This is a genomic window from Chloracidobacterium thermophilum B (genome assembly GCF_000226295.1).
Lineage (GTDB): Bacteria > Acidobacteriota > Blastocatellia > Chloracidobacteriales > Chloracidobacteriaceae > Chloracidobacterium > Chloracidobacterium thermophilum.
Window position 1 is genome coordinate 41,785 of sequence record NC_016024.1, and the last position, 24,437, is coordinate 66,221.

At 61.1% G+C, this 24,437-nt stretch carries 18 protein-coding genes; 11 read left to right on the forward strand and 7 right to left on the reverse strand.

Annotated elements, in window-relative coordinates:
• Nucleotides 1–73: 73 nt before the first annotated feature.
• Nucleotides 74–976, forward strand: a complete 903-nt coding sequence (locus CABTHER_RS00165; protein ID WP_014098553.1) for a TIGR01777 family oxidoreductase — start codon at nucleotides 74–76, stop codon at nucleotides 974–976.
• A gap of 17 nt (nucleotides 977–993) precedes the next feature.
• Here the strand turns inward: CABTHER_RS00165 and CABTHER_RS00170 are convergent, their stop codons facing one another.
• Both CABTHER_RS00170 and CABTHER_RS00175 read right to left on the reverse strand, forming a co-directional pair.
• The gene (locus CABTHER_RS00170) at nucleotides 994–3,588 is read right to left on the reverse strand and encodes a PP2C family protein-serine/threonine phosphatase (RefSeq protein ID WP_014098554.1); all 2,595 of its coding nucleotides are present in this window, start codon (nucleotides 3,586–3,588) and stop codon (nucleotides 994–996) included.
• 129 nt (nucleotides 3,589–3,717) lie between these two features.
• Nucleotides 3,718–4,305 carry a DUF2934 domain-containing protein gene (locus CABTHER_RS00175; protein WP_228374055.1) on the reverse strand — a complete coding sequence of 196 codons (588 nt, stop codon included), beginning with the start codon at nucleotides 4,303–4,305 and terminating at the stop codon, nucleotides 3,718–3,720.
• Nucleotides 4,306–4,598: 293 nt separating this feature from the next.
• On the opposite strand from CABTHER_RS00175, the gene CABTHER_RS00180 reads away from it, so the two are divergent.
• Nucleotides 4,599–6,041, forward strand: a complete 1,443-nt coding sequence (locus CABTHER_RS00180; protein WP_014098556.1) for a sigma-54-dependent transcriptional regulator — start codon at nucleotides 4,599–4,601, stop codon at nucleotides 6,039–6,041.
• 114 nt (nucleotides 6,042–6,155) lie between these two features.
• Nucleotides 6,156–7,532, forward strand: a complete 1,377-nt coding sequence (locus CABTHER_RS00185) for an FAD-dependent oxidoreductase (RefSeq protein ID WP_014098557.1) — start codon at nucleotides 6,156–6,158, stop codon at nucleotides 7,530–7,532.
• A 15-nt stretch (nucleotides 7,533–7,547) separates the two neighbouring features.
• On the opposite strand, the gene recA is transcribed toward CABTHER_RS00185, so the two are convergent.
• On the reverse strand, nucleotides 7,548–8,603 hold the full coding sequence (gene recA / locus CABTHER_RS00190; protein WP_014098558.1) for a recombinase RecA: 1,056 nt from the start codon (nucleotides 8,601–8,603) through the stop codon (nucleotides 7,548–7,550).
• Nucleotides 8,604–8,853: 250 nt separating this feature from the next.
• Here recA and CABTHER_RS00195 point away from each other — a divergent pair, with 250 nt between their 5' ends.
• Nucleotides 8,854–9,987 (forward strand): HEAT repeat domain-containing protein, encoded by a 1,134-nt coding sequence (locus CABTHER_RS00195; protein WP_014098559.1) that lies wholly within the window; start codon nucleotides 8,854–8,856, stop codon nucleotides 9,985–9,987.
• 96 nt (nucleotides 9,988–10,083) lie between these two features.
• Here CABTHER_RS00195 and CABTHER_RS00200 read toward each other — a convergent pair whose 3' ends face one another.
• From CABTHER_RS00200 to CABTHER_RS00210, 3 genes are read right to left on the reverse strand one after another with little or no spacing between them, the layout of a single operon-like run.
• A complete protein-coding gene (locus CABTHER_RS00200; RefSeq protein WP_041569018.1) occupies nucleotides 10,084–11,322 on the reverse strand; it encodes a DNA adenine methylase in 1,239 nt (412 codons plus the stop codon).
• Between the two features lie 8 nt (nucleotides 11,323–11,330).
• Nucleotides 11,331–12,149, reverse strand: coding sequence for a hypothetical protein (locus CABTHER_RS00205; protein ID WP_014098561.1), 819 nt, complete (start codon nucleotides 12,147–12,149; stop codon nucleotides 11,331–11,333).
• A gap of 49 nt (nucleotides 12,150–12,198) precedes the next feature.
• The gene (locus tag CABTHER_RS00210; RefSeq protein WP_014098562.1) at nucleotides 12,199–13,149 is read right to left on the reverse strand and encodes a 2Fe-2S iron-sulfur cluster-binding protein; all 951 of its coding nucleotides are present in this window, start codon (nucleotides 13,147–13,149) and stop codon (nucleotides 12,199–12,201) included.
• A gap of 105 nt (nucleotides 13,150–13,254) precedes the next feature.
• Here CABTHER_RS00210 and CABTHER_RS00215 point away from each other — a divergent pair, with 105 nt between their 5' ends.
• The 7 genes from CABTHER_RS00215 to CABTHER_RS00245 all read left to right on the forward strand — a co-directional run bounded on the left by CABTHER_RS00215 (nucleotide 13,255) and on the right by CABTHER_RS00245 (nucleotide 23,042).
• Nucleotides 13,255–14,232 carry an MDR/zinc-dependent alcohol dehydrogenase-like family protein gene (locus CABTHER_RS00215; RefSeq protein ID WP_041569225.1) on the forward strand — a complete coding sequence of 326 codons (978 nt, stop codon included), beginning with the start codon at nucleotides 13,255–13,257 and terminating at the stop codon, nucleotides 14,230–14,232.
• Between the two features lie 206 nt (nucleotides 14,233–14,438).
• Entirely contained in the window at nucleotides 14,439–17,060 is a 2,622-nt protein-coding gene (gene cas10 / locus CABTHER_RS00220; protein ID WP_014098564.1) for a type III-B CRISPR-associated protein Cas10/Cmr2, read from the forward strand.
• An 8-nt stretch (nucleotides 17,061–17,068) separates the two neighbouring features.
• Nucleotides 17,069–18,187, forward strand: a complete 1,119-nt coding sequence (gene cmr3, locus CABTHER_RS00225; protein WP_187288384.1) for a type III-B CRISPR module-associated protein Cmr3 — start codon at nucleotides 17,069–17,071, stop codon at nucleotides 18,185–18,187.
• Nucleotides 18,180–19,106 (forward strand): type III-B CRISPR module RAMP protein Cmr4, encoded by a 927-nt coding sequence (cmr4, locus tag CABTHER_RS00230; RefSeq protein ID WP_014098566.1) that lies wholly within the window; start codon nucleotides 18,180–18,182, stop codon nucleotides 19,104–19,106. Before cmr3 ends, cmr4 begins: the two co-directional genes overlap by 8 nt.
• 5 nt (nucleotides 19,107–19,111) lie before the next feature.
• Complete coding sequence (gene cmr5 / locus CABTHER_RS00235) at nucleotides 19,112–19,513, forward strand: type III-B CRISPR module-associated protein Cmr5 (RefSeq protein WP_014098567.1); 402 nt, start codon at nucleotides 19,112–19,114, stop codon at nucleotides 19,511–19,513.
• Nucleotides 19,510–21,897 carry a type III-B CRISPR module RAMP protein Cmr6 gene (gene cmr6, locus CABTHER_RS15180; RefSeq protein WP_014098568.1) on the forward strand — a complete coding sequence of 796 codons (2,388 nt, stop codon included), beginning with the start codon at nucleotides 19,510–19,512 and terminating at the stop codon, nucleotides 21,895–21,897. The genes cmr5 and cmr6 overlap by 4 nt, the downstream gene beginning before the upstream one ends.
• Nucleotides 21,894–23,042: a putative CRISPR-associated protein gene (locus CABTHER_RS00245; protein WP_014098569.1), complete on the forward strand. Its 1,149-nt coding sequence runs from the start codon at nucleotides 21,894–21,896 to the stop codon at nucleotides 23,040–23,042. The genes cmr6 and CABTHER_RS00245 overlap by 4 nt, the downstream gene beginning before the upstream one ends.
• Before the next feature lie 94 nt (nucleotides 23,043–23,136).
• Here the strand turns inward: CABTHER_RS00245 and CABTHER_RS15185 are convergent, their stop codons facing one another.
• The gene (locus CABTHER_RS15185) at nucleotides 23,137–24,210 is read right to left on the reverse strand and encodes a collagen-like protein (RefSeq protein ID WP_148263863.1); all 1,074 of its coding nucleotides are present in this window, start codon (nucleotides 24,208–24,210) and stop codon (nucleotides 23,137–23,139) included.
• Nucleotides 24,211–24,437: the final 227 nt, after the last annotated feature.

Genomic DNA, 24,437 nt, shown 5'->3' on the forward strand with positions numbered 1-24,437 from the left:
GGCTTTCGGTCGGCGGGCGGATGTGGTTTGCTAAATCAAACATCCTGTGGACTTTGCCTGACAGAAAGCAGCCATGAGAAAGCTTTTCATTACCGGAGCAAGTGGTTTTGTCGGACAGGCGCTGTTGCCGGCGCTCAAGCTGGAAGGGTATGACATTGCGGCTTTGTCACGAAAGGTGCGTGATACATCGAGTGGCGTCCGCTGGGTGCTCGGGGACCCGGTGACGGTGGATGACTGGCAACGGGAAGTGGATGGCGCTTTTGGCCTCATCAATCTGGCCGGAGAACCCATCATCGGGAAGCGGTGGACGCCGGAGCAGAAACAAGCGCTGCGCGACAGCCGCGTGGTAACAACCCAGAATCTGGTTACAGCCATTGCCCAGGCTAGGCAAAAGCCGTCGGTTCTTGTGTCAGCTTCGGCCATCGGGCTGTATCCCAAAAATGAGGAAACCGAACTCGATGAAACCAGCCGCCCGGCCGACGACTTTCTGGGGAAGCTCTGCCAGGAGTGGGAAGATGCAGCCAAGGTCGCCGAGGTTCACGGTGTCCGTACGGTGCTGCTGCGGATCGGGGTCGTTCTGGGGCGCAACGGCGGCGCGCTGGAGCGGATGTTGCCCGTCTTCAAATGGGGGTTGGGTGGGCCGTTGGGTAGCGGCAACCAGTGGTTTTCCTGGATTCACATTGCCGATGTGGTCGGCCTCATCCTGTGGGCGCTGGCGTCCGGGCAGGTGCGGGGTCCCGTCAATGCTGTGGCGCCGAATCCGGTGCGGATGAAGGACTTTGCTTCAACGCTTGGAAAGGTTTTGAACCGTCCGGCCTTTCTGCCAGCGCCGTCCTTTGCACTCAATCTCGTCCTTGGCGAATCGGCTCAGGTGATACTCGATGGGCAGCGTGTTCTGCCCAAAGCTGCCCTGCAACAGGGCTACACCTTTCGTTTTCCAGAGCTGGAAGCCGCCCTGCGTGACCTGACGACCTGACTGGATTTGGCCGACTACTACCCGGTCAAGCGGGTTTTGGCTGTTTCTCGTGCTGTCCGTTGTGCGGCAGTCCGCTGGGTGGTCGCCGGCCGTGACTGCTGTGCGTGGGGATTGCCCCGACGGACGACGACCACTGTCATGTCGTCTGCCTGTTCGGCTTCGCCAATGTGCCGCCGGACATCCGAGATGATAGCTGTGCACAGGTCGTGGGCGCTCTGCTGGTCAGCCTTCTGCTCCATGAAGTCGTCAATCAAATCCCGCAGCGCCTCGTAGCCATAGGGAGACCCGTATTCGTTCAGGGCTTCGATGATCCCATCGCTGGCGAGCACAAGAAACTCCTGCCCTTCGATGTAGAGCTGCCCACCCTGGTATTCATCGTAGGTTGCCCGGCGCAGGCTCCCCAAGGGGAGTCCACGAACGTCAAGTAATTCGACGTAAGGACGCTCGCGGCTGGCATAGTGCCAGCGCCCCACTACGGGAAAGCCAGCGTTGGCGACCGTGAAGCTGCCGGTGGCCAGATCGAGCTGCGCATAAACTGCCGCTACAAACATGCGGACGCGCTTCATGTCCGGGTAGAGCAGCTCGTTGAGCCGGGTGAGCATGGCGGCGCAGCCCAGTTCGTTTTCTTCCGCCTCGCTCCGAAAGGCGGTAAGCGCCACGGCGGTAAACACGGCACCGGAGACACTTTTGCCGGATACATCGCCGACAAAGATACCCAGCTTGCCATCCGGCCCGAGGAAGAAATCATAGAAGTCACCACCGACTTCCCGTGCCGGCACGCTCAGGGCGGCAATGTCCCAGCCGTCGAGCCGAGGGGGTTCGGGTGGAAGAAATGACATTTGAATCTGGGTCGCCAGGGCAAGCTGCCGCGCGTGCCGCTGCTCCTCAAGGAAGTGGTCAAGTGGGATGGGTTGTCGGTCGCGCTCACTTTCAGGTGGGCGCCAAGCGAGGGCGGTGGCCGCAAAGGGCAGTCCCACCAGCAGGGTGGGAACCCAGGGCGAGATTCCCAGCATCGGCAAAGTGGCCGCAACAATCGCCAGGCTCGTTGCCTGATACACCCACACGGCGCAGAGTGTCGCCCACAGGCCAAACCGCTCAAGCGTCGCCACCAGAACGAGCGCCAGCCCGGCCTGGTGCAGGAAAAGCCAGGGCTGCTCCAGCGCCGATGGCAGGACAGGGGTCAGGGAGTCACGCCACTCTACGCTGCCCAGAAGGGCGATGATGGCCAGGGACAACCAACGTGGCCAGCGCAGCCAGTCCACAAGTACGACCCAGGTAAAAGCCACCAGCACCAGCCCCAGATCAAAGGTATTGCCCACCAGCCTCCCCACCATCAGCAGGCCTGGCGACCAGGCATCGAGCAGCAGCCGAAGATTGTCGTTGACGTTTCCGGCAACCGGAAACAGGTCAGCCAACAACCAGTGCACGAGACCCGTCAGTCCCAACAAAAACCAGCCTACCCCGCCGCCGATAAGTCCGCGCTGGAGAATCGTCGTGTATGGCACGCGGCGCAGGAGCAGGATGGCCCGGAAGACTTCCGTACGCGGGCGCTGGGTGTCGTACTCAATGTGCAGCAGTGCAGCGCACACTACCCAGACCACAGCCATGCCCAAGAGAAGTGTCGCCAGGATGGAGATGACATAAACGCCTAACGTCCCAAGGACAAACTGCGTGCTTTGCACCCTGGCCAGCCGGTCCGGGGCACTATCGGCGACCGGGTTTTTAAACAGGGCCGTGCCGATGGAATACGGCAGTGACGGAGCGAGATCAAAGAACCAGGCAATTCCCACTACCACTGCTGCCACGGTCGGGACACGCCAGAGAATGACGTGGCGGCGGGAGGTTTTCAGCAGATAGACGGCAGCAGTGATGAGCAGAATCGTCTGAATCGGCGGCCCAAGGAGGAGATAGATGATTTCTGAATCGAAGGGGCGGGCCCAGCCGCTTGTGGTGGGCTGAAGCCGGTGTTGAAAATACCACACGGTTTCACCGCGCAGCCGGACGAGCACCACGCGCGTCAGTTCGGGCAACTCCGGGAGCGGCTGCTGCCACCGCACTTCCGTCTCCGGCTGGCCGGGGACATGTTCGACCTGGGGCGGGCCCAGCCAGAACAGTCCGAGGCTGGTGCTGCTGTCGAGAAAAGCCCGCGCCCGTGCAATGGCGACATCCGCTGCCGGCAGTTCGGCCGTGGAAACCGGTATGTCGCCGTTGAGATAGCTGATGAGTTCCCCGCTGTTGGAAAGCCCCACCTGGGCTGCCAGGCTTCCATTAGGACGCAGCCACACCACATGGTCAATCACCACTGGAAGGTGGTACTGGGCGACCAGGCGTTGGAGATTGGCTTCCGGCCGGTGCTGGCGAAGGGTTGCGAGCGTGACCTGATCAAGCTGGAGCACGCGGAGCGTCAGGCTGCGCGGCAGAGATTGTCCCGTCTGCCGGTTGAAGAAGTCATAGGCCAGGCGGGTGTTGGCCTCACGGTCCAGCCCATTGAGCAGCACCGGTTCCGGGATGGCCTGGCTGGTTAGCAGGAGACCCAGAAAGAGACCAACCAGCGCCGCTATGGCAAGCGCCGCAATGGGTGGAAAGGGCAACGGGCTGGTCGAAGCAGACATGTAGCAGCGACTTCACAAATGCGCACAACCCCAAGACCCGGTGTGCCCCGGTGAAACTCATCCGTGCCTTTTCAGCCGAGCGGCGGCCGCACCCTTCAGAGAAGGAGATTCGTCGCCAGAGGTATCCACTCAGGCGGACTTCTTCTTGCTGGCCTTGCTCTTGGCAGACGTGGCAGCTTTGGGCTTTGAGGGCGGTGCGGCTGGTGCCGGGTCAAGCGTGACTGGAGGGAGAGCTTGGTCTGCGGCAGTTACGCCCGCCGATGATTTGCGTTTCCGCTTGGGTGAGCCAGGGGGAACAACTTCGGCTGCCGGACTTGCCGCCGTGGAAGGCCCTACCGTTGCAGAAGCGTCCGGTGCTGGTGTTTCCGGCGCAGCCGCTTCCGTCGTTGCCGCCTTCTTGCGACGGGCACTTGACTTTTTCACCTCACTTCGGGGGGGATTCAACGCCTTGGCAAGGGACGGGGGAAGCACGACCGCCGGTATGGCTTCCTCGGCCATCGCGCCCTCACTGATGGCGGCGTTCATCTTCTGGCGGCGTCTGATCTCTTCTTCAACCAGCCTGTCAAGCACTTCATTTTCGGCGCGAAACCAGTCTTCAGCCATGTGCTGTGGCGTGCTGTATCCACGCTCGAGGGAAAGCTGGTGCGCCCGCCGGCGAATGGCGTCCACGACCGCGCTGTCCTGAAGCAACGACTGACGAACTTGCTTGGTATCCATCATTTCTGTGCTTGGTTCCTCCCTAGGCCTCCCAACTGCACGCCGTGCCATTGAACGATGATGTTGGGTTGGTAAACCGGCGCGCTTGACAAGGAGCGCAAAAGTGCGAGTCGTCCTGTATGTATGCACAAACCGGAGATTTTCTTGGACGACTGTTGGCAAACACACTACCATGCGACATCTGCTTTGAAAACCCTGGGTGGGCTGTGCTGGTTTTACCAGGCAGTTGTGAACCCTGTGGCGCGCGCGCCGGACAAGAGCCGATGCAGTAAGGGGGATGAGCTGGGACTGTCATGGCTGATCGTGTGCCGTCCATCCTTATCGTGGATGATGAGTTGAGTATGCGTGAACTGCTCGACCATGTGTTTCGGCGGGCAGGCTACCGCACCTTCGTCGCGGCCAATGGGGCACAGGCCCTGGAAGCTCTGCGGGGGACGGTGTTTGACGTTGTCCTGTCGGATGTCAGGATGCCGCGTCTGTCCGGCACCGAACTGCTGCACGAATGCCGCCAAATCTCACCCGATACGGTGGTTATCCTCATGACGGCCCATGGCACGGTCGAGCAGGCGCGCGAAGCCTTCAAACTCGGCGCGGACGACTTCATCCAGAAGCCGTTCGACATTGACGAACTCAAGCTCATCGTCAAAAACGCGCTGGAAAAAAGTCTTCTGCGCCGGGAAGTCGCCCTGCTCAAACGCGAACTGGGCGATCGCACGCGGCTGGAGAACATCATCGGGCGCAGCCGCCCCATGCAGGAAGTGTTGCGACTCATCCAGACCATCGCCGGTACGAACAGCACGGTACTCATCACGGGTGAATCCGGCACCGGCAAGGAACTCGTTGCCCGTGGCATCCATGCCTGCAGCCCGCGCAGCGAACGCCCCTTTGTTTCCATCAACTGCGGCGCGTTCACGGAAACCCTCCTCGAATCGGAACTCTTTGGCTACATGAAGGGTGCCTTCACCGGTGCCACCACGAACAAAAAAGGACTGTTCGAGGCCGCTGACGGCGGCACGCTGTTTCTCGATGAGATCGGCGAAATGAGCCTGGGGATGCAGGTCAAGCTGTTGCGCGCCCTGCAGGAACGCTCGATACGGCGGGTGGGCGGTACGGAAGAAATCCCGGTGGATGTGCGGGTCGTTGCCGCCACCAACCGTGATCTTTCCCAGATGGTCGAAGCCGGAACTTTCCGCAAAGACCTGTACTTCCGGGTCAACGTCATTCCCATCAACGTTCCACCGCTGCGCGAACGGCGGGAGGACATCCGCGAGCTGGCGCTGCACTTCCTCAAAAAGTACGGGCAAAACCGCACCCCGCCGGTAACGTCCATTGCCGAAACGACACTCAAGTACCTTGAAAATTACTCATTTCCGGGGAACGTCCGGGAGCTGGAAAACCTCATCGAGCGGGCCGTGGCCCTGGAGCCAACCCACGAAATCCAGCCGGAGCGCCTGCCGGAAACCGTACTGCGCTATGACCCGGCGCGGACGGCTTCCGTCTTCGATCTGCCGGAGCAGGGCATCCACCTCGAAAACTTCCTGATGGAAATCGAGAAATCCTATATTTTGCAGTCTTTGCGGCGGACGCGGGGCAATCAGACCAAGGCGGCGGAGCTGCTTCACATGTCGGTGCGCAGCCTGCGCCACCTGCTCGACAAGCACAAAATTCGCCATACGGCGAGTATGTTCCGTGAAAGTGGGGCCTTTCGTACAGGCGACACCTCGGATGCCCCATAAGTTCACGCCCCGGATGCCCTGCCCCCCGCAGGGAAAACAGGCCGGCCGGCTCCCCCTGCCGGTTCGCGTTTCCGCGCCGGTCGCGGACACCTCATTTCCCCACCTGCTGGAAACATGAAAAAAATCCTCATTGCGGGCGGCGGTCTGGCCGGTCTCGCGGCCGCCTACGATATGGCCCAGGCCGGCTGCCAGGTTGAAGTCTTTGAGTCGCGCCCGGTGCTGGGCGGGAAGGTTTCATCCTGGAAAGATGCGGACGGCGACTGGATTGAGTCTGGGCTGCACGTCTTTTTCGGCTGCTACGAAGAGTTGTTCAAGCTCATGCGCGCCGTCGGAGCCGATAGCTATCTCCGGTGGAAAGCGCCGGTGTGCCATTTCACCCTGCCGGGAGGCGTCACCTACGACATCGTTTCCTGGCGTGGTTTGCCCTTTCCGCTCCACCTGCTGCCGAATCTCGTCACGGCCAGTCAGTTTTCGCTGGGCGAAAAACTCGCCTACGGACGCGCCCTGCTGCCAGTTCTTTTCGGAGACAGCCGCTACGCCGACGCCCAGGATGAAATCAGTTATGCCGACTGGCATCGGCAGCAGGGATTGGGGAACAACCTGCTGGGTGGGATGCTTCTGCCCCAGACGCTGGCGCTGAAGTTCCTGCCGCCGGAAGAGCTTTCGGCACAGGTCGTCCTGAACGTGTTTCGCCTGTTTCTCCGCCGCGACGACGGCTTTCAGGTTGCCTTTCTCGAAGGTTCGCCGGAAGAGTGCCTTGTGCAGCCGCTGGTTCAGGCGATTACACGCGCCGGCGGGCGCATTCACACCGGGCGCAAGGTCACGCGGATTGAGCTGGATGCCGTCGGGCACGTCCGTGGTTTCGTGGTGGATGAGACGCTGCACACGGGTGATGCGTATCTGTGCGCCCTGCCGGTACATCAGATGAACCGGCTCATTCCGGCCGCCTGGCGGGCGCAGTATCCGTACTTCGATCACCTGCGGCATTTCGTCGGCGTGCCGGTGATGAACGTCCAGCTTTGGCTCGATGGACGCCTGACCGAACGGGACAACCTGCTCTTTGGCGGCGCGGGACTGACGCCGGTTTATGCCGACATGCGTCTGACGACGCCGCGCTATGCCCCGGCCAGCGGCAACACCCTGCTTGAAGCCGTGGTGGCGCCAGCGCGCGAACTGATGGCGCTGAGTGATGCCGAAGTCGTGGCGGCTGTGTGGGAGCGGATGAAGTCGTATTACCCGGCGGTCGCGCCGCACCTCAACATCGTGAAGTCCTCTGTGGTGCGGATTCCCCAGTCGGTCTATCACCCCAAGCCCGGACTGGAGCGATACCGTCCCACGCAGGCTTCGCCGGTGCCCAACTTCTTTTTGGCTGGCGGTTTTACCCGAGGGCACCGCTTCTTTGACAGCATGGAAGGGGCCGTGGCCAGCGGGCGGCTGGCCGCCAAAGCCATGCTGGCCTATGTGCAGACTTGCCGGCAGGCGGCGGCGTGAACGCTGCTGTAAACGTTACTCAGAAGCCCCCTTGGCTTTGGCTGTGGCTTCCGGCGCGGTTGCCGCAACGCGGTGGGGCATGAGGATGGCGCGCAGTTCCCGTTCGAGCTGTTCGCGCAATGCCGGATTGGCGGCCAGCGCCTGCTTGGCATTTTCGCGTCCCTGTCCCAGGCGTTCGCCGCCTTTGATGGAAAACCAGGCGCCGCTTTTCTCGATGAGTTTGTGTTCCACGCCGAGGTCCAGCAGGTCGCCTTCGCGGCAAATGCCCTTGCCGTAGATGATGTCGAATTCAACTTCCTTGAACGGTGGCGCCAGCTTGTTTTTGGCAATTTTGGCTTTGGTACGGCTGCCGATGATTTCCTCGCCGTCCTTGATCGAGGCCGTGCGGCGGATGTCAATCCGTACCGAGGCGTAGAACTTGAGCGCCCGGCCGCCGGTGGTCGTTTCCGGTGATCCCCACATCACGCCGATTTTTTCCCGAATCTGGTTGATGAAAATCAGGCAGGTGTTTGTACGGTTGGCGACGGCGGTCAGCTTGCGCAGGGCCTGGGACATCAGCCGTGCCTGAAGGCCCGGCAGGGCATCGCCCATGTCGCCATCGAGTTCGGCTTTGGGAACGAGTGCTGCCACAGAGTCCACAACCACGAGGTCGAACGCTGCCGAGCGGACAAGAGCTTCTGCAATTTCCAGCGCCTGCTCACCATTATCCGGTTGCGAGACAAAGAGGTTTTCAATATCCACGCCGAGTTTGGCGGCATAGCCCGGATCGAGCGCATGTTCGGCATCAATGAAGGCCACCTGTCCGCCGGTGCGCTGGGCTTCGGCGGCAACGTGCAGGGCCAGCGTCGTTTTGCCGCCGGATTCCGGCCCGTAGATTTCAACGATCCGCCCCCGGGGCACACCACCAATGCCGATGGCCGCATCAAGGCTGAGGCAGGTCGTGGAAATGGCCGGCACCTCAATGGCCTGCCGCTCGCCCAGGCGCATCACGACACCCTTGCCAAACTGCTTTTCGAGGCTGGCGATGGCGGCATCAATGGCTTTGTTGCGTTCCTGTCGTGTGTCCGTCATGGGTGGCTCTCGCTTTGCAAAAGGAAAGTCGGGAAGGTTTGGAAGGAAAAACCAGAAATGGACTTTGAACCTTACCTGCCCGGCACTAGATTGAAAAGAGCAGGCTGTAAGTCTGTCCCTCGTCCGGTGGTACGGGCAAGGGGCCTGCAAGGATTTAATGCTTCCGCCCCGGTGGCTGGCGGGTCCGGGTTCAGGTTTTTGAGTTTTTCAGATGTTGTGTTGGTGATCGCGAGTTTCAGGAGGTCTTCCCATGGCGGCTCCCGGCAATCCCTTTGTGTCCATGGCGGCGCGTCCCAGTGAGCAGACCCGTGGGTTGTGCCCGGCGCTGGCGATGTATTTGTCCTGTGTCAACTGTCCGTTTGTGGCGGCCTGTCCCTACAAAACCCGGCTGGGCGATTTTGGTGTGGAGGCGGCGGCTCAGGAAAATGAGGCGCGTGACCGGGCGCAACGGCTCATGACGGTGCTGTGTAACGAAGGTGCGCCGGATGCCCAGCGGCAGCAGGCGGCCGATGAAGCGGCGGCCTGGCTGGAGGCGGACACCGGGCTGTTGCCCCACATCCGGGGGGCGCTGGCCATTGCCTTGGGGGACTACGGCGACGTACGCGCCTTCGAGCCGCTGGTGGCCACGCTGGGCGATCTGCGGCTTGGTGAGCAGCAGTCTTTCCTGCGTGAGGATGCGGCTTTGACGCTGGGCGATATGAATGACGCGCGCGCCTGCGAACCTTTGACCCACTGGCTGACGGACTGGCGGCCGGGGGTACGTTTTGCCTGCGCTGTTGCGCTGGGGCGGCTCGGTCTGCCGGAGGCGGTTCCGGCGTTGAAGTCCCTGCGGGATATTCGCATTGGTGATGATTTCGGGCAGCTCAACGAGCAGGTGCATGAGATGTGCCTGCATGCCCTGGCACTCCTGGGCGAGGCCGAGGTGCGCGAACCGTTGGAGCAGCTTCTGACGGCGGAACGGCGGGTGGCGCTGTCACGCGCTGAAATCGTCTTTGCTCTGGGCGAGCTGGGGGACACGGCGAGTGTGCCGGCGCTCGAAGCCCTTTATGCGAGTGAGATTGGCGAGGGATTGCGCCACTACACGGCGATTGCCCTGGGCCGGCTTGGCCGGGACACGCGCGAGCTGGTGCATCCCCTGCTGGCGGCGGAGGATGAAGACCTGGCGTTGCACGCGGCGCGGGCTTTGGCGGCATTGGGTGATGAACGGGCTATCGAGCCGCTGGTGCTGCGCGGGTTGACCTGCCGCCGTGGGTACATCCGCCGGTTGTCAGTTCAGGCGCTTCGTCCGTTTCTGGGGCAACCGGCGGTACGGGCGGCGCTGGAAGCCTACGCCGAGCAGGAGCCGGTACCGAGCCTGCGCCAACGGCTGGCACTGGGCGCATAGACGGGCTGCTTACGTGCGTCGGGGTACCACAGGTTTCAGGCTAACCTACCCCCGGAAGCAAGGCCTGGTGCGTTGCCGGGCTGCGGTCGTAAGCCGTTACTTCCACTGGGCTACAACGTCAAACTCAACGAGTGCCTTGTTGGAGTTTCGCTTGCGAAGGGGCCGGCATTCGATGTGTGAGAAGCCAAGCGCAGAGAGCATTTCCGCATACAATTGCTCGGTGGGAACCAGCGTTCCATAGAATGTCGAGTTGCCAACGATGTAATGCACCTCTGCGCCAGCAGCCAAGAGTTTCGGCAGTTCACAGAAATGCGTCCACATGTCATCGAAGTATTTGGCGACGTATTTTGCCAGCAACCTGCCATGCTTGTTCTCGGCGCATGCAATGGCTTGCAGCACATTCGTCAGACGTGTACTTCTGAAGTGTCCCTCCGGGCGCTTCCAGTCTGTGAGCCGGCTCGTTGCAATTCCCCAGGTTCCACCGATGGCCTTCCAATCGAGTTCACCGGCATCCCTGCCGTTCTGGAGAAAGCCCAGCCAGTACATATATGGGCGCAGCTCACGAATGTAGGACATGCGGTTGACATAAGGCGGTGAGGTAATCACCAGGTCGAACGTTCCTGAAATCTTGCCCTTCAACGTCCGTGCATCTGCGAGGACAACGGAGGCTGTGCCGCTGGGGTTTTCCAGTACTCCTTCAAGCACAAACTGAACACTCGCTGCAAATACCGAACCTCTGTCCACGGGAAAGGGAAGAGCGAATCCATCATCATTTCCAAATGACAGGGACTGGTGATTGAATGCCGCCTGCGACAGCTCAATGAGCGTACGACAAAAGGCCACCAGCAGTAAATTGCGGGAAGGTGTATCCGGCTCGGTGGCCTTTTCGATAGCTGCGCGAAGCAATCGAAGAAAGGTAAGTGTTTCCAGGCTCCACCACCGTTCAACATTAAAAATAGGTGGCGTTGAAACTGGCTTGACAGCATGCCTGGCAACCAAGTCAAGCACTTCCTGACACGCAGATTGCACCGCTTCAATGGTTTCCGCTGGGTATCGGGCAATTTTGGTTTGTGTAAGCCAGACCAGGAATGGATTAATATCGGCTGTTGTACTTTCGCGGCCGTAGCAGGCAGCGCAGAGTGCTGTTGTTCCTGTCCCACAAAATGGATCCAAAATCCTCTGTGCATTGGGATGGTTGGCAATCAGTTCCTCAACGATCTTCAAAGAATAAGCCGGGGTTAACCTAAGCCAGCCATATCTGCCCACCCTGGCATTGAACTTGTGGGTATATTCAGCCCGGCGCCGAAGCTGTTCTCGTGACGGAAGGGAAACCATACCTGACCCTATGGTGCCAGCAGCACCTTGAGAGTGGCTTCCACTTCACCGCGCAGACGTTGACTGTTGCGCTGGAAGAAACCTTCCAGGTCATAGCCAACCACATCCCACATGAAATCATAGGTGGATACCAAGGGATCATTTTTGCCGACAATGCCGGTGAGAACCAACCATTTTTCACTTCTGTACCGGTCCAAGATGTCGGCATCAATTTGTGTTGAGAGTATTATTGCACAAGGAAAATGAGCTTTTGTATATGCTATTGCCGCACTCGCAATGTCGGCATTCTGACGCTTTGCGTCCTTACTCTTGTAACCCTGTCGAATCTCAAAGACCGCGCCAATCAGTGCATTGGATATTTTGGTATCAACACCGATCTTCTCTGCGGCCTTCTGCATCCACGTATGAAAAATCTGCTTTCGGTGGTCGTCAGAAATTCCTTCCAGAGGCACCCGGCCGTCCAGGTAAAGGGTACGCTCCTTGCCCGTGGGTAGCTGTGTCTTGTAAGACCAGGTCACGTCGTTATGCGTGAGTCTCAGTGAGTCACACAGGATTGTCCTGAAAAGTTTTTCGCATCTGCTTCCTATCTGGCGATAGACGCTTGTCATCCCGCCTGCGGCTTTGTGGGCGGTGTACATCATTGGGTTATCCAACCCAAACCAGTTGTAGAACGGATCCGCCTGATACAGCTTTTGGAACTGTTCCAAGGTCAAACCTTTACCCCGCTTGCCTTGACCAAATCTTGGCTTATATCTGGCGCAAACCCGAATTGGCTCAAGCACGATGTCAAGGTAACGCTTGTCTTGAGTATCCAAGCCAAAATTCATGATCTAGTGGCGTCCAGGTGTGTATCCGTGGAATACACGGCTGCCAAGGCTAACCCCGAATTGGTGGGTGGTCCCAGTTGGCCAGAACGCCATTCCACGGTGGAATGACAATCGAAGCCTTGCCTTCACAGACCGTCTTGCATGCCAGGCGGATGACCGGGTGCTCTGTCCCATCGTACGGATAGCCAATTTTTTTCAGGCGCGTGACTTCAAAGGGCGTAATCGCACTGAGGTTTTCAGCGCCGCTCAGTACACCAATCCAGCACGTGCCACAGGCCCCGGTCTGGCATTCCGTGGGAATCGGTCCCGCGACACAGCGCGGGTCTTTTGCCTTGAACGCTGCCGCATTGGGCATCTGCCCGGCGGCCGTCGTCAGGGGCTGCCCATAAATGGCCTGAAACTTTGCCGCCGGGTCATGTTCATCAAAGCGAATCGTGTAGGTCTGGTTGATTTCACTGCGCAGGAGCATATCCCACACGGTGCGTGGCTCCGGCCGCCGACGCTCGGCAACGATCAGTTCCGGCTCCAGCGGCGGCACATCCATTGGCGGCGGGGGCGTTAGGAAGGCTTCCACGCCGACCTGTTGCAGCGTGGCGTAAGCCACGGCCGTAATCCCCAGCGCCAGTGCCGGATCAACCCCTGTGCGCCGTGCTGCCTGGCGAATATGGTTTTCCAGCGTTGTCCGAGGCGGCGTGCGGAGGTCAATCAGCACGGCTTTCTGAACCTTCGGCCAGAAACGATGTCCATAAAAAAACCGGTGTGAGGTGTGAATATGGTCAGCCAGGCGGTAGCGCCCGTTGAGCAGGCAGTCCTGCCGGGCGCGCGCTTCATCTTCGGCCAGCATGCGAAACAGCTTGACCGGATAAAAAGCAAACCACACCCGGAGCGCGTTCTGGTCAACGGGGTGCACATCGGGCAGAAGGCTGGCAACAATCGCCGCCCAGGCTTCGTCGTCGTGGCGGCGCAGAAACTCAATAAACTGACCGACAGTATCTGACATGGTGAATACCTGCACGTCTGAGGTTGTCCCTTATGCGCGCATGGCGCGAAATCGGGCATCATAGTCGGGCGTTCATCAGACTGTCCACTGTGCGAGGTGTGGCCGGTGAAGGCGCTGCGTTTGGTCAACGGACAATTACAGCTCGCCGAAATCCCCCGGCCGGACATGCCCGAAGAAGCGGTCATCCGGGTGACTTATGCCGGTATCTGTGCGACGGATGCCGCCATCGTACGGGGCTACACCGGCTTTTCCGGCACGCTGGGCCACGAATTTGTCGGCGTCGTGGCTGCGGCCCCCGATGCTGCCTGGATCGGGCGGCGGGTCGTCGGAGACATCAACGTGGCCTGCGGCACGTGTGAAGCCTGTCAAGCCGGCGACAGACACCACTGCGCGCAACGCACCGTCATCGGCATCCGCCAGCGCGACGGCGCTTTTGCCGAATACCTGGCGCTGCCGCTGCGCAACCTCTACGCCGTGCCTGATACCGTCAGTGATCTGGATGCCGTCTTTGCCGAGCCGCTGGCCGCCGCCTGTCGCATTCTGGAGCAGGTTTCCTGCCAGCCAGGCCAGACGGTAGCCGTTTTGGGTGACGGCAAGCTTGGACAACTCATTGCCCGGGTGCTGCACGCGCATGGGCTGGTTGTGACACTCATCGGCCGTCACGCACGCAAGCTGGCCGTGGCGGCCGAAGCCGGTATCGCAACCCGCCACGCGGATGAACTTCGGTCGGCAAACCGCCGGTTCGAGGTCGTTGTGGAAGCCTCCGGGCGCGCTACCGGTTTGGCCGATGCCCTGCGACTGGTACGCCCCCGTGGAACGGTCGTGCTCAAGTCCACTTCAGAAACACCTTGGATGCTTCCTCCAGCCACAGTTGTCGTCCCGGAAGTGACGCTGGTCGGGTCGCGCTGTGGCGATATGCCAACCGCTCTGGCGCTGCTCGCCGCACGCAAGGTCAACCCACAGCCGCTCATCGAAGCGGTCTATGACCTGGACGACGGACGACGCGCTTTCGAGCACGCGACCACACCGGGCGTGCTCAAGGTGCTGCTCCGGTGCTATCTGCCAGAAGGCACACCACGGTAACGGTTTCCGGCCGACGTCAAGCTCTGTCTGCGCAATATGCCTGCCAGAGGTTCACTCCTTATGGTTTCTGTTGAAGTGTTGCTGGCTGGCAGAGTAAAACAGAGAAAGTACAACCACTTGCAAAACACTCTGGGACGCCGTAGCTGCCAGGCACGCTTGCCGTGCCAAGGCCCTTGGGAAGGGCTTGATACGGACCCCGCTTGGCTATGGCCGGACTGTGGGAGGTAACGCCCTTGGCCGCGAACTGGGAAAAGATTCTGCTTACCTACCTGCACGACCCACCTGACAAGGCACTCGCCATTCGCGGACACGTTGACCGCGCCCGCCGGTATGCCGCCATTGTGGTTGGCGAAGAGGGAAGCTGCCACATCGAAGAAGCTGCTGCAACCGCCGATCCACTGGCCTCGGCGGTTGAACGCTTTCCCATGCCAACGGCCGGAAGAGATGGCGAGCGGGCCGTTGCCCCGAAAAACGGCCAACTGCGTATCTTCCATCCGCTATCGGCCGCTCCAAAAGACCTCAATGTGCCGCCGCTGAATGACGCCTTGACGCAGGCCGAGGAACAGCAGCTTCGGGCTATCGTCGGCGGTTTGCCCGCAAACGAACACTTCATGCGCCTGCTGGCCATCTGGCGGTTGTGGCCGGATGCGCTGGCGACGGTTCGCCCGTGCTTTGCGTTGCTCCCGGCAGACACGCGGACGCCAGACCATACCATCTGGCATCACGCCGACACGGCTGCGGCGTTTCGAGCGGCCCTTGACGCCGGCGGCGGAGAAGCCCTGCTCGCCTTTGCGCTGGGGCCTGTCCAGCGGTTTATCGAGGCGGCGCGAACCGTACGCGATCTGTGGTCAGGCAGCATGATCCTGTCGTGGCTGGCGTTTCAGGCGATGAAGCCCATCCTTAAAGACCTTGGCCCGACAGCGCTCATCTACCCTTCCCTGCGCGGTGTTCCGCTGGTGGATTTGTGGCTGCGCAACGCGCAAGGACTACAAGAGCAAGTGCCCCTGCCGCCAACCGAACTGCGGATGACACCCTCGCTGCCACACCGGTTTCTGGCCCTTGTGCCGTGGGGCAAGGACGGTACGGCTGCCCAAGAACTGGCCAAAAGCTGCCGCCAGGCTGCCGATGCCGCCGTCAAGGCCCTGGCTGAGGCCGTCCGGGCAAAGCTCAAGCAACCTTTGGACAACGCCTGCCAAGGGTGGGACAAGCGGTGGGACGCACAAATCGAAAACTACTTCAACGTTGCGACCGCTGTGCTGCCGCTGGGCGGCTCTGCCCAAACCATTGACCAGAAGCTGGCGCGCCTGCTCACCGGCAAAGCTTCCTTCGAGGAAGCCTTTCCCAACGCGGCCGCCGTCCGTCAGCTTGCCCGCGCCATTCCCAAAGGTGATCAACCGGGCTACGACCAGGAACACGCCGGGCGCTGGCAGCATCAGGTCGAGCTGGCGCAGCGGTCGCTGGCTGCCCATCGCACCGTTCGCCATGTCCCATCCAATCTACCGGTTCAGACTGGCGGGCGCTTTCCGCAGAAATGTACGCTGCTCGGAACCTTCGAGCAGATGGGGCCGGACGAACTCAGCGCATCAAAGCAGTTCTGGAATACGCTTTCGGCGTCAGAGCAGGGCCTGAGTATCGAGGGCGTTCGCCTGCGGCCGGGTGAAGGCTTGTGCGCCATCGGGCTGGTCAAGCGATTTGCCGCGCCGGCCTTTCTGAAAAAGGAACTGGAGCTTTCAACGGACGACCTGCGTTTCCCGGATACCTGGACTGTCGCGGCTGCTGACTGGTTGCGGCAGGCCGGAATTGACTGGCGGCGGGACTGGAGAAAGCCCTGGAACGGCAACTGGCTGTACTGGTCCCGACCGGACGAGAATCCCGAAGACGCCGATTCCTGCCCGGCGGAACTTTGGAAAATCATCGCGTCGGCCAAAAAAGAACAGGGCCGGCCGCCGGTGTACTACGCCATTCTCAAGCTTGACGGCGATGAGCTTGGCGGCTGGCTGCGGGGTGAAAAGTCGCCGCCGGTGCGGGAGGTGATGCACCCTGAACTTGTCGCCTACTACGAAAATCTGCACCAGCAAGCCGGGCTGGACGCCAAACGCCCGGTCGGCCCGGCGCTGCATGCCGCCATCAGCACGGCGCTGGCCAACTTTGCCCTGCACATCGTCCCACAGGTCGTTGCCGAACACGGCGGAACGGTCATTTATTCCGGCGGCGATGACACCCTGGCGCTGCTGCCGCTCAGCACCGCCCTGGACTGCGCCCATGAACTGCAAGCTGCCTACACAGCCGACTGGTACGAAAAAGACGGCCGCACCTACCTGCTCATGGGTTCGCTGGCTACGCTGTCGGGCGGGCTGGTGCTTGTTCACGCCAAGGACGATCTCCGGCTGGCATTGCAGGATGCCCGCCGCGCCGAAGAGCAGGCCAAGGATGCCGGCCGCGATGCCCTGGCCATAACCGTCCGCCGCCGGTCGGGCGAGCACACAACAGCCATCTGTCCGTGGGGCTTTGTCCCGGTGGTGACGAAGTGGAAACAGGCGTTTCTTGCCGGGGCTTCGGATCGGTGGGCCTATCACCTGTACGCCGGGCGGCATACGCTGGCCGCCCTTCCCAGGGAAGCCATCCAGGCGGAGATACGGCGGCAGTTGGGGCGGGCGGAAAAGCCAATTCTCCCGCCTGATGCGCTCGTTGCGGATTTTGAGGCCTTCACGAATGCAAAGGTCGCTTCAGGGAGCCGCCCGCGTTTTGCTTCGGTCGGAGAGGCGCTCGGGCATTTTCTCACGCTCTGCCATACGGCGTCGTTTATGGCGCGTGGGGGAAGGGAATGAACGGGGCGATGAAGACCGTCGGCTTGTGCCTGGAAGCACTTGATGTGCTGTTCTTCCGCGACGGACGGCCCTTTATGGACGGCACCGAGCAGATGCTCAGCGGTTTGCCGCTCCCGCAAACCCTGGCCGGAGCCATCTGCACGGCGCTCATGCAGGCTGCCGGCTGCGACTTCGGCCGGTTACGGCACGCGCTGGAAGAAGGAAAGCCGTTTGCCGAAGCCGTACGCGAAGCTTGCAGCGCGGAGGCGCACTGGATCGGTGCGTTGGCCGTACGTGGCCCCTGGCTGGCCCGGTGGGACAAAAACCCCGCTACGCCATGCGAAGTGCTCGTGCCGGCGCCGGCGACGCTGCACCGGGCCAAAGGGAAAACCGGCGGCCAACAGCTTTTTGCCCTGGCCCCCCTGCAGGAAGAACTCCCCGGCTGGCACCCTGTGCCGGAAGAGCAACGGCGTCCGCTGTGGCTCAAAGAAGCGGTCGTCACCGAGCCGGTCGAAGGCTATCTGACGCCCGCCGGGCTGTCCCACTTTCTCGAAGGCAAACCGGTTTCTGCGACGGAAGTTGTCCCGGCAGGCGATTTGTTCGGACTGGATTACCGCATCGGCATCGGCATTTCGCCCGAACGCCTGGTGAGTGAGGAGTCACAGATTTACGGACGTGGTTTTCTGGCGCTGAAGCAGGGCGTGTTTCTCTATGCCGAAGTGTGCCTGCCGGACGACGCGCCAGCGGGCGCGCTGGACAAGTTGACAACCCTGGCTTTTGGCGGTGAAAGCCGCCACGTGCTGTGCCACCGGCTGAAAGAACCCTTTGCCTGGCCGCGTGAAGTCCCTTCCACAGAAGGGCAGAAGCCGCTGGTACTGCTGACGACCCCGTGTGTGTTTGCGCACGGCTGGAAGCCAGAGGCGTTCACCGGCCGCCTGGCGGCCGCTGCCGTGTCCGGTTCAGTCGCGTTTTCCGGCTGGGACCTGGCGCGCGGCGGGCCCAAACCTACGCGCTTTGCCGTCCCGGCCGGAAGTGTCTATTTCCTGGATGACCTGCCGGACGATGCCCCGTTCCTGCTGGCGGAAACGGAGGACGACCGTCGGCAGGGCTGGGGATGCTATGTGAGAGGAGTGTGGAACCATGTCTGAACCCGTAGCCGCCAACGCGAACGCCGCTTTGCAGCGTGCCGCCGCCCTGCTGTTTATCCATGCCCAGACAGGTCTGCATCCCGGCTCGGGCACGGCTTTGGGAACTGTGGATTTGCCGGTACAACGTGAGCGCCATACGCAGTGGCCGGTCATTCCCGGCTCAACGCTCAAGGGCATTGTGCGCGATGCATGCCGCCGGGCTGCCGGCAACAACGGTGATCTGTTCGCTGTCTTCGGCCCGGAAACCGCCGAGGCCGGCAAGCACGCCGGGGCGCTGAGCATGACCGATGCGCGCATCCTGGCTTTTCCGGTACGTTCCCTGCGGGGCGTCTTTGCCTGGGTGACGTGCCCGGCCGTACTCGAACGGCTTCAGCGCGATCTGAAACTGGCTGACCTGGGCAACGCCGGCTTCAGGCTGCCGGCTGAACCGGGGAAAGACAAAGCCCTGTGCCATGCCGACAGCCCCCTGCTGGTTGGCGGCAAACAGTTGGTGCTGGAAGAGTTCGAGTTTGAACGCACGGGCGATGCCAATGATCTGACGGACTGGCTTGCCGTGCGGGCCGTAGCTGACGAGGCAACGCAAAAGCGGCTGCAAAGCCATCTGGTCGTGCTGCACGACGACGACTTCACGCATTTTGTCCGCCATGCCACCGAGGTCGTGGCCCGCGTCGGCCTCGATTACGAACGCAAGACGGTCAAGGAAGGCGCGCTGTTTTACGAGGAGTTCCTGCCGGCAGAGACGCTGTTTTATGCCGTGGTGCTGGCCAGCGCCAGTCGCCGCAACGGCCACAGCCAGTCAGCCGGCGACGTTCTGGCGTACGTACAGTGCCATACCCCGCCCTACCTGCAAATCGGGGGCGATGAAACCATTGGCAAGGGACTCTGCGCCGTGCGGCTGGTCAACGGAAAGGAGGCGTGAGGCTTATGGCAAGTCAACCAACACTTGACCAGCGCCGCGCCAGCCACGCCTGGGAAGCTGTGCAGCGCGCAAAGCAGAAGCAGGGCCCGCACCAAAAGCAGGAACCCAAAAAGTTCGGCGGACAGGCCAAAAAACTGCCCGTCCGTATCATGACGGCCGGGTTGGGGCAGGCGCTGGCGTTTCTGAAAGCCAAAGGTTATGCGCCGGGACTGCTCGCCGAACTCACCGACTGGATCAACCAGCGGATGCCACCCCAGGGAAACGAGCCAAAAGACCTGCTGGAGCGCATTGTCAAAGGCAATGCCGATGTTCTGCGGCGGGCAACCGATGAAGTGCTCGCCTATCTCCTGTGGCTCAACCGCTTTGCCGAAGCCGAAGGACTGACAGAAGAAACAGAAGCGTCATGACCCAGCAGCTTGTTTTGCCCAAAAGCACATTCGAGCTATTCAAGCTTATCACGAGCACCCAGGTTCAGCATCCGGGCCTGCAACTCGACAAGTACAGCGTTCCGGGCAATCAGGAGGCACAAAAAAGCGCTCTGGAGGGGGTATGCCGTGTTCCCGGTGATTCGTCACTGCTCACAGAGCTGCTGGCGCGTCGGCAGGCTATGTTGAAGGCTCTGCCGGGCGGAAGCTGGTTTGACTGTACGACAACGGGCCCTTTGACGCTGCATCTGGCGCGGGCGACGGCGCTGGAAAACGCTGGTATCTGCCTGCATCCGATCTACGGCTTTGCCTACCTGCCCGGCAGCGGCCTCAAAGGGCTGGCGCGCGCCTACGCTGAAACCGTCTGGTTGCCGGCGCAGTCTGACCAGCCGGCTGCCTGGCGGCAGATTGAGGATGTCTTTGGCTGGGCCCCCAACCCGGACCGTCGCCAACAGATTGCGAACAGCCATCATCCGGCCGCCGTCCGGCATCAGGACGACACCGACCCGGACTCCCCGGAGGTCAAGGCCGCATGTGGCAACGTTGTTTTTCACGACGCCTGGCCGGAATGCTGGCCCAGGCTGGTGGTGGACATCGTCAACAACCACCATTCCGGGTACTACCAGGAAACTCATCAACATCCGCCGGGCGACTGGGAAGACCCGGTACCCGTGTACTTTCTGGCCGTTGCGCCAGACGTGACCTTCACGTTTCCGTTGAGCAAGCGCCACCACGACGTTTCTGATGACCTTCTGGAACTGGCCCGGGCGTGGCTGCTGGGCGGGCTGTGTCATCTGGGCGCTGGCGCCAAGACCAACACCGGCTACGGGGCATTCAAGCCGGCGGAAGGTACGTTGCCGCCGCTGCCGGAGCACAGGCTGGAAATCTTTGAGACCGAGCTGAAACTGACCTCGCCAGCCTTTCTGGCCGGAGCCAATCAGCAGCGTGAAGACTGCGACCTGCGTCCGGCGACGCTGCGCGGCCTGCTCCGCTGGTGGTGGCGCACCCTGCACGCCGGCGCGGTGGATGTCGCCACCCTGCGCACTCTGGAAGCTGCCATCTGGGGGGATACCAAAGGCGGTGCAGCGGTGCGGCTGGTTGTGGAGCGGGTTGCCAGCCCCAATCCACAGCCCTACAACAAGAGAGACTTGGCAAACTTCGACGACCGGAAGAAGAAATCCGAGTACGGTATTCCCGAAGCCAACCCGGAAAAGACCACGCAGGGCCTGTGGTATCTCTCCTATGGAATGGACGAGTCCAGCCGCGAAGGGGAGAGAAAGCAGCGCCACTGGCTTGAACCGGGTGCAACCTGGCGGTTGCGGCTGGTAGCCCGTCCAACCCACTTTGTTGAGCCGGTGAAAACAGGGCAGAAAGCAAACCGCCAGGCAGACAAAGCCCAGCCGGTCAAGCACACAGCCAGGCCCATAACGGCCGACGAGGCACTGGAGCAGGCCAAAGCGGCCCTGTGGCTGCTGTGCCACTTTGGTGGCGTCGGCTCAAAGGCACGCAAGGGATTTGGCTCGCTTCAGGCAACCCAACTGGCCGATGGATACAGGCTGGAAACCTGCCGGCAAGCCGCAGAACGGTTGCGTGGACAGTTAGGGCTGGCAGCAAAACCTAACGCCATTGGACTGAGTCAAATGCTTGGCCCGGTTGAGGTTGATTTTTCCTGGCCGGATGTCTGGAGCGTACTCGACCAGGTGGGGTTTGCCTATCAGGCGTTTGCCAAAAAGTACAAGCATAAGCTGGAGAAGAAAGCCCTGGGGTTGCCCCGCCGGATTGGCCCACCCGTGCAGGGGAGCTTCACCCCCCGCCCGCCCGTCAAAGATCGGCATGCTTCGCCGGTGCACATTCACCTTGCCCCCCGTAAAGATGGCGAGCAGGGCTGGACGGTGCGCATCGTGGCTTTTCCGTCAGCATATCTTCCAGACTTGGGGACCAGCCGGAATTTCCTGCAAGCGTTTCTCCAGAAAGTTAAGAGCGACTTGGAACAGCGTGCCAGCCTTTCCGCACCTGGCGGGCAGAAGCCGGCAGTGTCCAATCCGGCTGTGGGGAGCGCATCGGCGTCAACCACCTCATTTCCTTCCCCCGGAACCACGGTCAAAGCTGTGCTTCTGGAAGAGAAGACCAAAAAAGGCGGCTGGAAGGCGCGCCACCTAGACAGCCGCCGAGAAGGTCCGATTGTGAATACTAAAGAAGTGCCAGGCGACAAGCAGCCCGGTGAAGAGGTGGAACTCATCGTCGCCAGCGCTGGCGACTCACTGAGTTTTCGTTGGCCGACTGAGGAAGAAAAACAACGCGCCCAGAAAGCCCAGGACAAGACGAAAAAGGGCCCTGGCCATCAACCCAAAGGAGGTCGTCGGTGAACAAGCCAAGCATTCTGATCTGTACCGTTGGCACGAGTCTGTTTCAGCCCAACCTGGAAGCTTTGAAGAAAGGCCTGTCCAACGACGGTATCAAGCCGGAATACCGCCCCCTGGCCGAAGCCTACCAACGTGGCGACTGGCCGGGAGTTGCCAAAGCCCTGCGCCCTTTGCCGGCCAGTGACCGGGTGTGCGGCGCAGAGATCAACTCCATTGCCAGCCTGCTTGAGAAGGAATACATCCCGGCAGACTGTGGACTGTTTTTTCTTCACTCCAGCACGGACAAGGGACGCGACATCGCGGCCATTCTCAAGGATTACTACCTGAACAAGGGTCACGCTCTGGTGGAGACCGTCGAAGTGGAGGACTTGCAGGACGAAGACCCAAAGCGGTTTCGTACCAAGGGGCTGCGCAACCTGGCGCGGAATGTCTGCCGCATTGTCCGGGAACGTTCAGCCGCAGCCTGCGCCATCAATGCCACCGGCGGCTACAAGGCGCAGATAGCCGTTGCCGTACTGCTCGGCCAGGCTCTGGGCATTCCGGTGTTTTACAAGCACGAACTCTTCAGCGAAATCATCGCCTTTCCGCCCCTGCCCGTGGCCTTTGACTTCGAGGTGTGGATGCGTGCCAGCGGCATGCTGTACGACCTGGAACGGACATCCGATCCCGTTCCGGCATCCACCTATGCCGAGGAATGGCAGGAAACATACGAGAGCCTGGTTGAACGGGTCCCGATTGACGGGCAGGACTATCTGGAGCTGTCGCCGGTCGGGCAGATTTTTCACGAGACCTTTCGCGAACGCTTCCGTACCGACCGCAGCCAAGTGCTGCCCCCCAAGGCGTTGCAAAAGCATCCGCCCCGGCTGGAAAAAGATGCCGGCTGGCCCGGGGAGCACCCGGAAGTGGAAGTCTTCATGAAGAAGGTGACGGATGAAGTTGAGCAGGTCGTACAGTGTGCAACCTTCTACTTCAACCCCGACCTGCCCCAGCGCACGCGCTTTCGCTGCGGCGCGAAGGGCATCGAAGGGATATATTCCGACGGACGGTTTACGGTCAAATTCCGCGTCGAGAGCACGGCCAAAACCCCCGGCGAGCAGGCGGCGGTTGTCGCCAGCCTCAACGAATGGCTGAGTCGTCAGCAGACTTGACGCGCTGGTGGTTCGTGGCTGGCTGTGATGCCCAGTCATGATGGGACTGGCGGCGGAACGAAACAGCAGGTTGTAACGGGTTCATGCGTCGCGATTACCAGCAGCCGGCATAGGCCGTGGAGACCAATATCCAGGTCAACCCGCCATCATACGAAGCATAAAAAGCCCAGTAATACTCGGTGCAGCCGCCGCCGTCGCCGCCATTGGTGCGGAACACATAGGCATTGCCGGGCTGCGCATTGCACGGTGTTGTGTACGTAAGTTCTTGGGTGGCATCACCACCTCGCTTTCCGTCGCCACCGCCCACCCCATCTGTGCCATCCTGGCCTTTTGCCCCGTTTACTCCTGGCTTCCCGTTCGGACCATTTGTACAGTTACCAGCGTCTCCATCTGCCCCGGCCTGGCCATTATCGCCTGTTTTCCCTGGCTTGCTGGCCGGTTCAGAATCTCCCGGCCTACCACTTCGGTCATCACCCTGTTGTTCCCGTCGAACGCTGTCCCGCCCCTGCTGCGCTTGCTCGGCGGGCCTGTCTTGGTACCCCTGTCCGCTGGTGTCAAACACGACGCGCCCGACGGACGCCTCGGTAAAGCAAATCGGTGTTGCATGGAAAAGGAAGACAGGGTGGTTCATCCGAATGACGAGTGTTTTTCCTTCCACAACAACAGACCGCGCGATGATGACGGTCTCTTCGTCAACTTCCACCCGCTCTGGCGCCACCACGGTATCAGCGACATACACCCCTCCAATCCGATTACCCAGCCGCACCGTTGCCCGAAAGTGGGACGTTCTCATCAACTCCTGGTGCAGAGCCGGATACCAGAGATTCTGCTGAAGCAGCAAAAAAGGCCGAGATGTCACCCCCTCTCGCTGAAGGCGAGCCGCGACCCTTTGAAAGATGACGGCCTGATGGGCTTTGACCGCCTGATAACTCATTCTCCCGCTGGTTTTCCAGAACTCCGCAACTTCAGTTGGCGTTGGTGGTAGCCCCTGTTCTGCCTGACGGCGCAGGACGGCCATGTGCTTGACCGGCGGAGATGATTCCGGCGACGCCTGAGACGGCCGCACGCTGTCGGGCGCTTGCCCGGAAGCAAAGTTGAAAGCCGTACCAAAAAGCACCAGGGCCATCCACGCCCAACGGTGACGCAGGCAAAAGCCGGCAGACCACATGGCAAAACCTCCTTGAATAAAATGTGGCGGCTGCGTAGCACAGCTTTGCGAAAAAGGCAAAATGCTTTTCCCACAAGACCTGTGGTGTTTGTTGAACGTCAGTTTGTCGCTGCCGGTGAGGCCAGGATTCCGTATGGAGCGCGCCGCGCCGTCCCCGGCCAGGAGGCGGCAGTCGTGGTGACGCTCAATGAGTGGCTGCATCGAGTCCGCAGTTGACGCCCGGCCGT

What these genes read in the sequence shown, in the direction of transcription:
- CABTHER_RS00170 (WP_014098554.1), bottom strand. Translation starts at nt 3,588, where the DNA reads ATGTCTGCTTCGACCAGCCCGTTGCCCTTTCCACCCATTGCGGCGCTT.
- CABTHER_RS00180 (WP_014098556.1), top strand. Translation starts at nt 4,599, where the DNA reads ATGGCTGATCGTGTGCCGTCCATCCTTATCGTGGATGATGAGTTGAGT.
- CABTHER_RS00200 (WP_041569018.1), bottom strand. Translation starts at nt 11,322, where the DNA reads ATGGTTTCCCTTCCGTCACGAGAACAGCTTCGGCGCCGGGCTGAATAT.
- CABTHER_RS00195 (WP_014098559.1), top strand. Translation starts at nt 8,854, where the DNA reads ATGGCGGCTCCCGGCAATCCCTTTGTGTCCATGGCGGCGCGTCCCAGT.
- CABTHER_RS00185 (WP_014098557.1), top strand. Translation starts at nt 6,156, where the DNA reads ATGAAAAAAATCCTCATTGCGGGCGGCGGTCTGGCCGGTCTCGCGGCC.
- cmr3 (WP_187288384.1), top strand. Translation starts at nt 17,069, where the DNA reads ATGAAGACCGTCGGCTTGTGCCTGGAAGCACTTGATGTGCTGTTCTTC.
- cas10 (WP_014098564.1), top strand. Translation starts at nt 14,439, where the DNA reads ATGGCCGGACTGTGGGAGGTAACGCCCTTGGCCGCGAACTGGGAAAAG.
- cmr5 (WP_014098567.1), top strand. Translation starts at nt 19,112, where the DNA reads ATGGCAAGTCAACCAACACTTGACCAGCGCCGCGCCAGCCACGCCTGG.
- CABTHER_RS00205 (WP_014098561.1), bottom strand. Translation starts at nt 12,149, where the DNA reads ATGAATTTTGGCTTGGATACTCAAGACAAGCGTTACCTTGACATCGTG.
- CABTHER_RS00175 (WP_228374055.1), bottom strand. Translation starts at nt 4,305, where the DNA reads ATGGATACCAAGCAAGTTCGTCAGTCGTTGCTTCAGGACAGCGCGGTC.
- cmr4 (WP_014098566.1), top strand. Translation starts at nt 18,180, where the DNA reads ATGTCTGAACCCGTAGCCGCCAACGCGAACGCCGCTTTGCAGCGTGCC.
- recA (WP_014098558.1), bottom strand. Translation starts at nt 8,603, where the DNA reads ATGACGGACACACGACAGGAACGCAACAAAGCCATTGATGCCGCCATC.
- CABTHER_RS00165 (WP_014098553.1), top strand. Translation starts at nt 74, where the DNA reads ATGAGAAAGCTTTTCATTACCGGAGCAAGTGGTTTTGTCGGACAGGCG.
- CABTHER_RS15185 (WP_148263863.1), bottom strand. Translation starts at nt 24,210, where the DNA reads ATGTGGTCTGCCGGCTTTTGCCTGCGTCACCGTTGGGCGTGGATGGCC.
- CABTHER_RS00210 (WP_014098562.1), bottom strand. Translation starts at nt 13,149, where the DNA reads ATGTCAGATACTGTCGGTCAGTTTATTGAGTTTCTGCGCCGCCACGAC.
- cmr6 (WP_014098568.1), top strand. Translation starts at nt 19,510, where the DNA reads ATGACCCAGCAGCTTGTTTTGCCCAAAAGCACATTCGAGCTATTCAAG.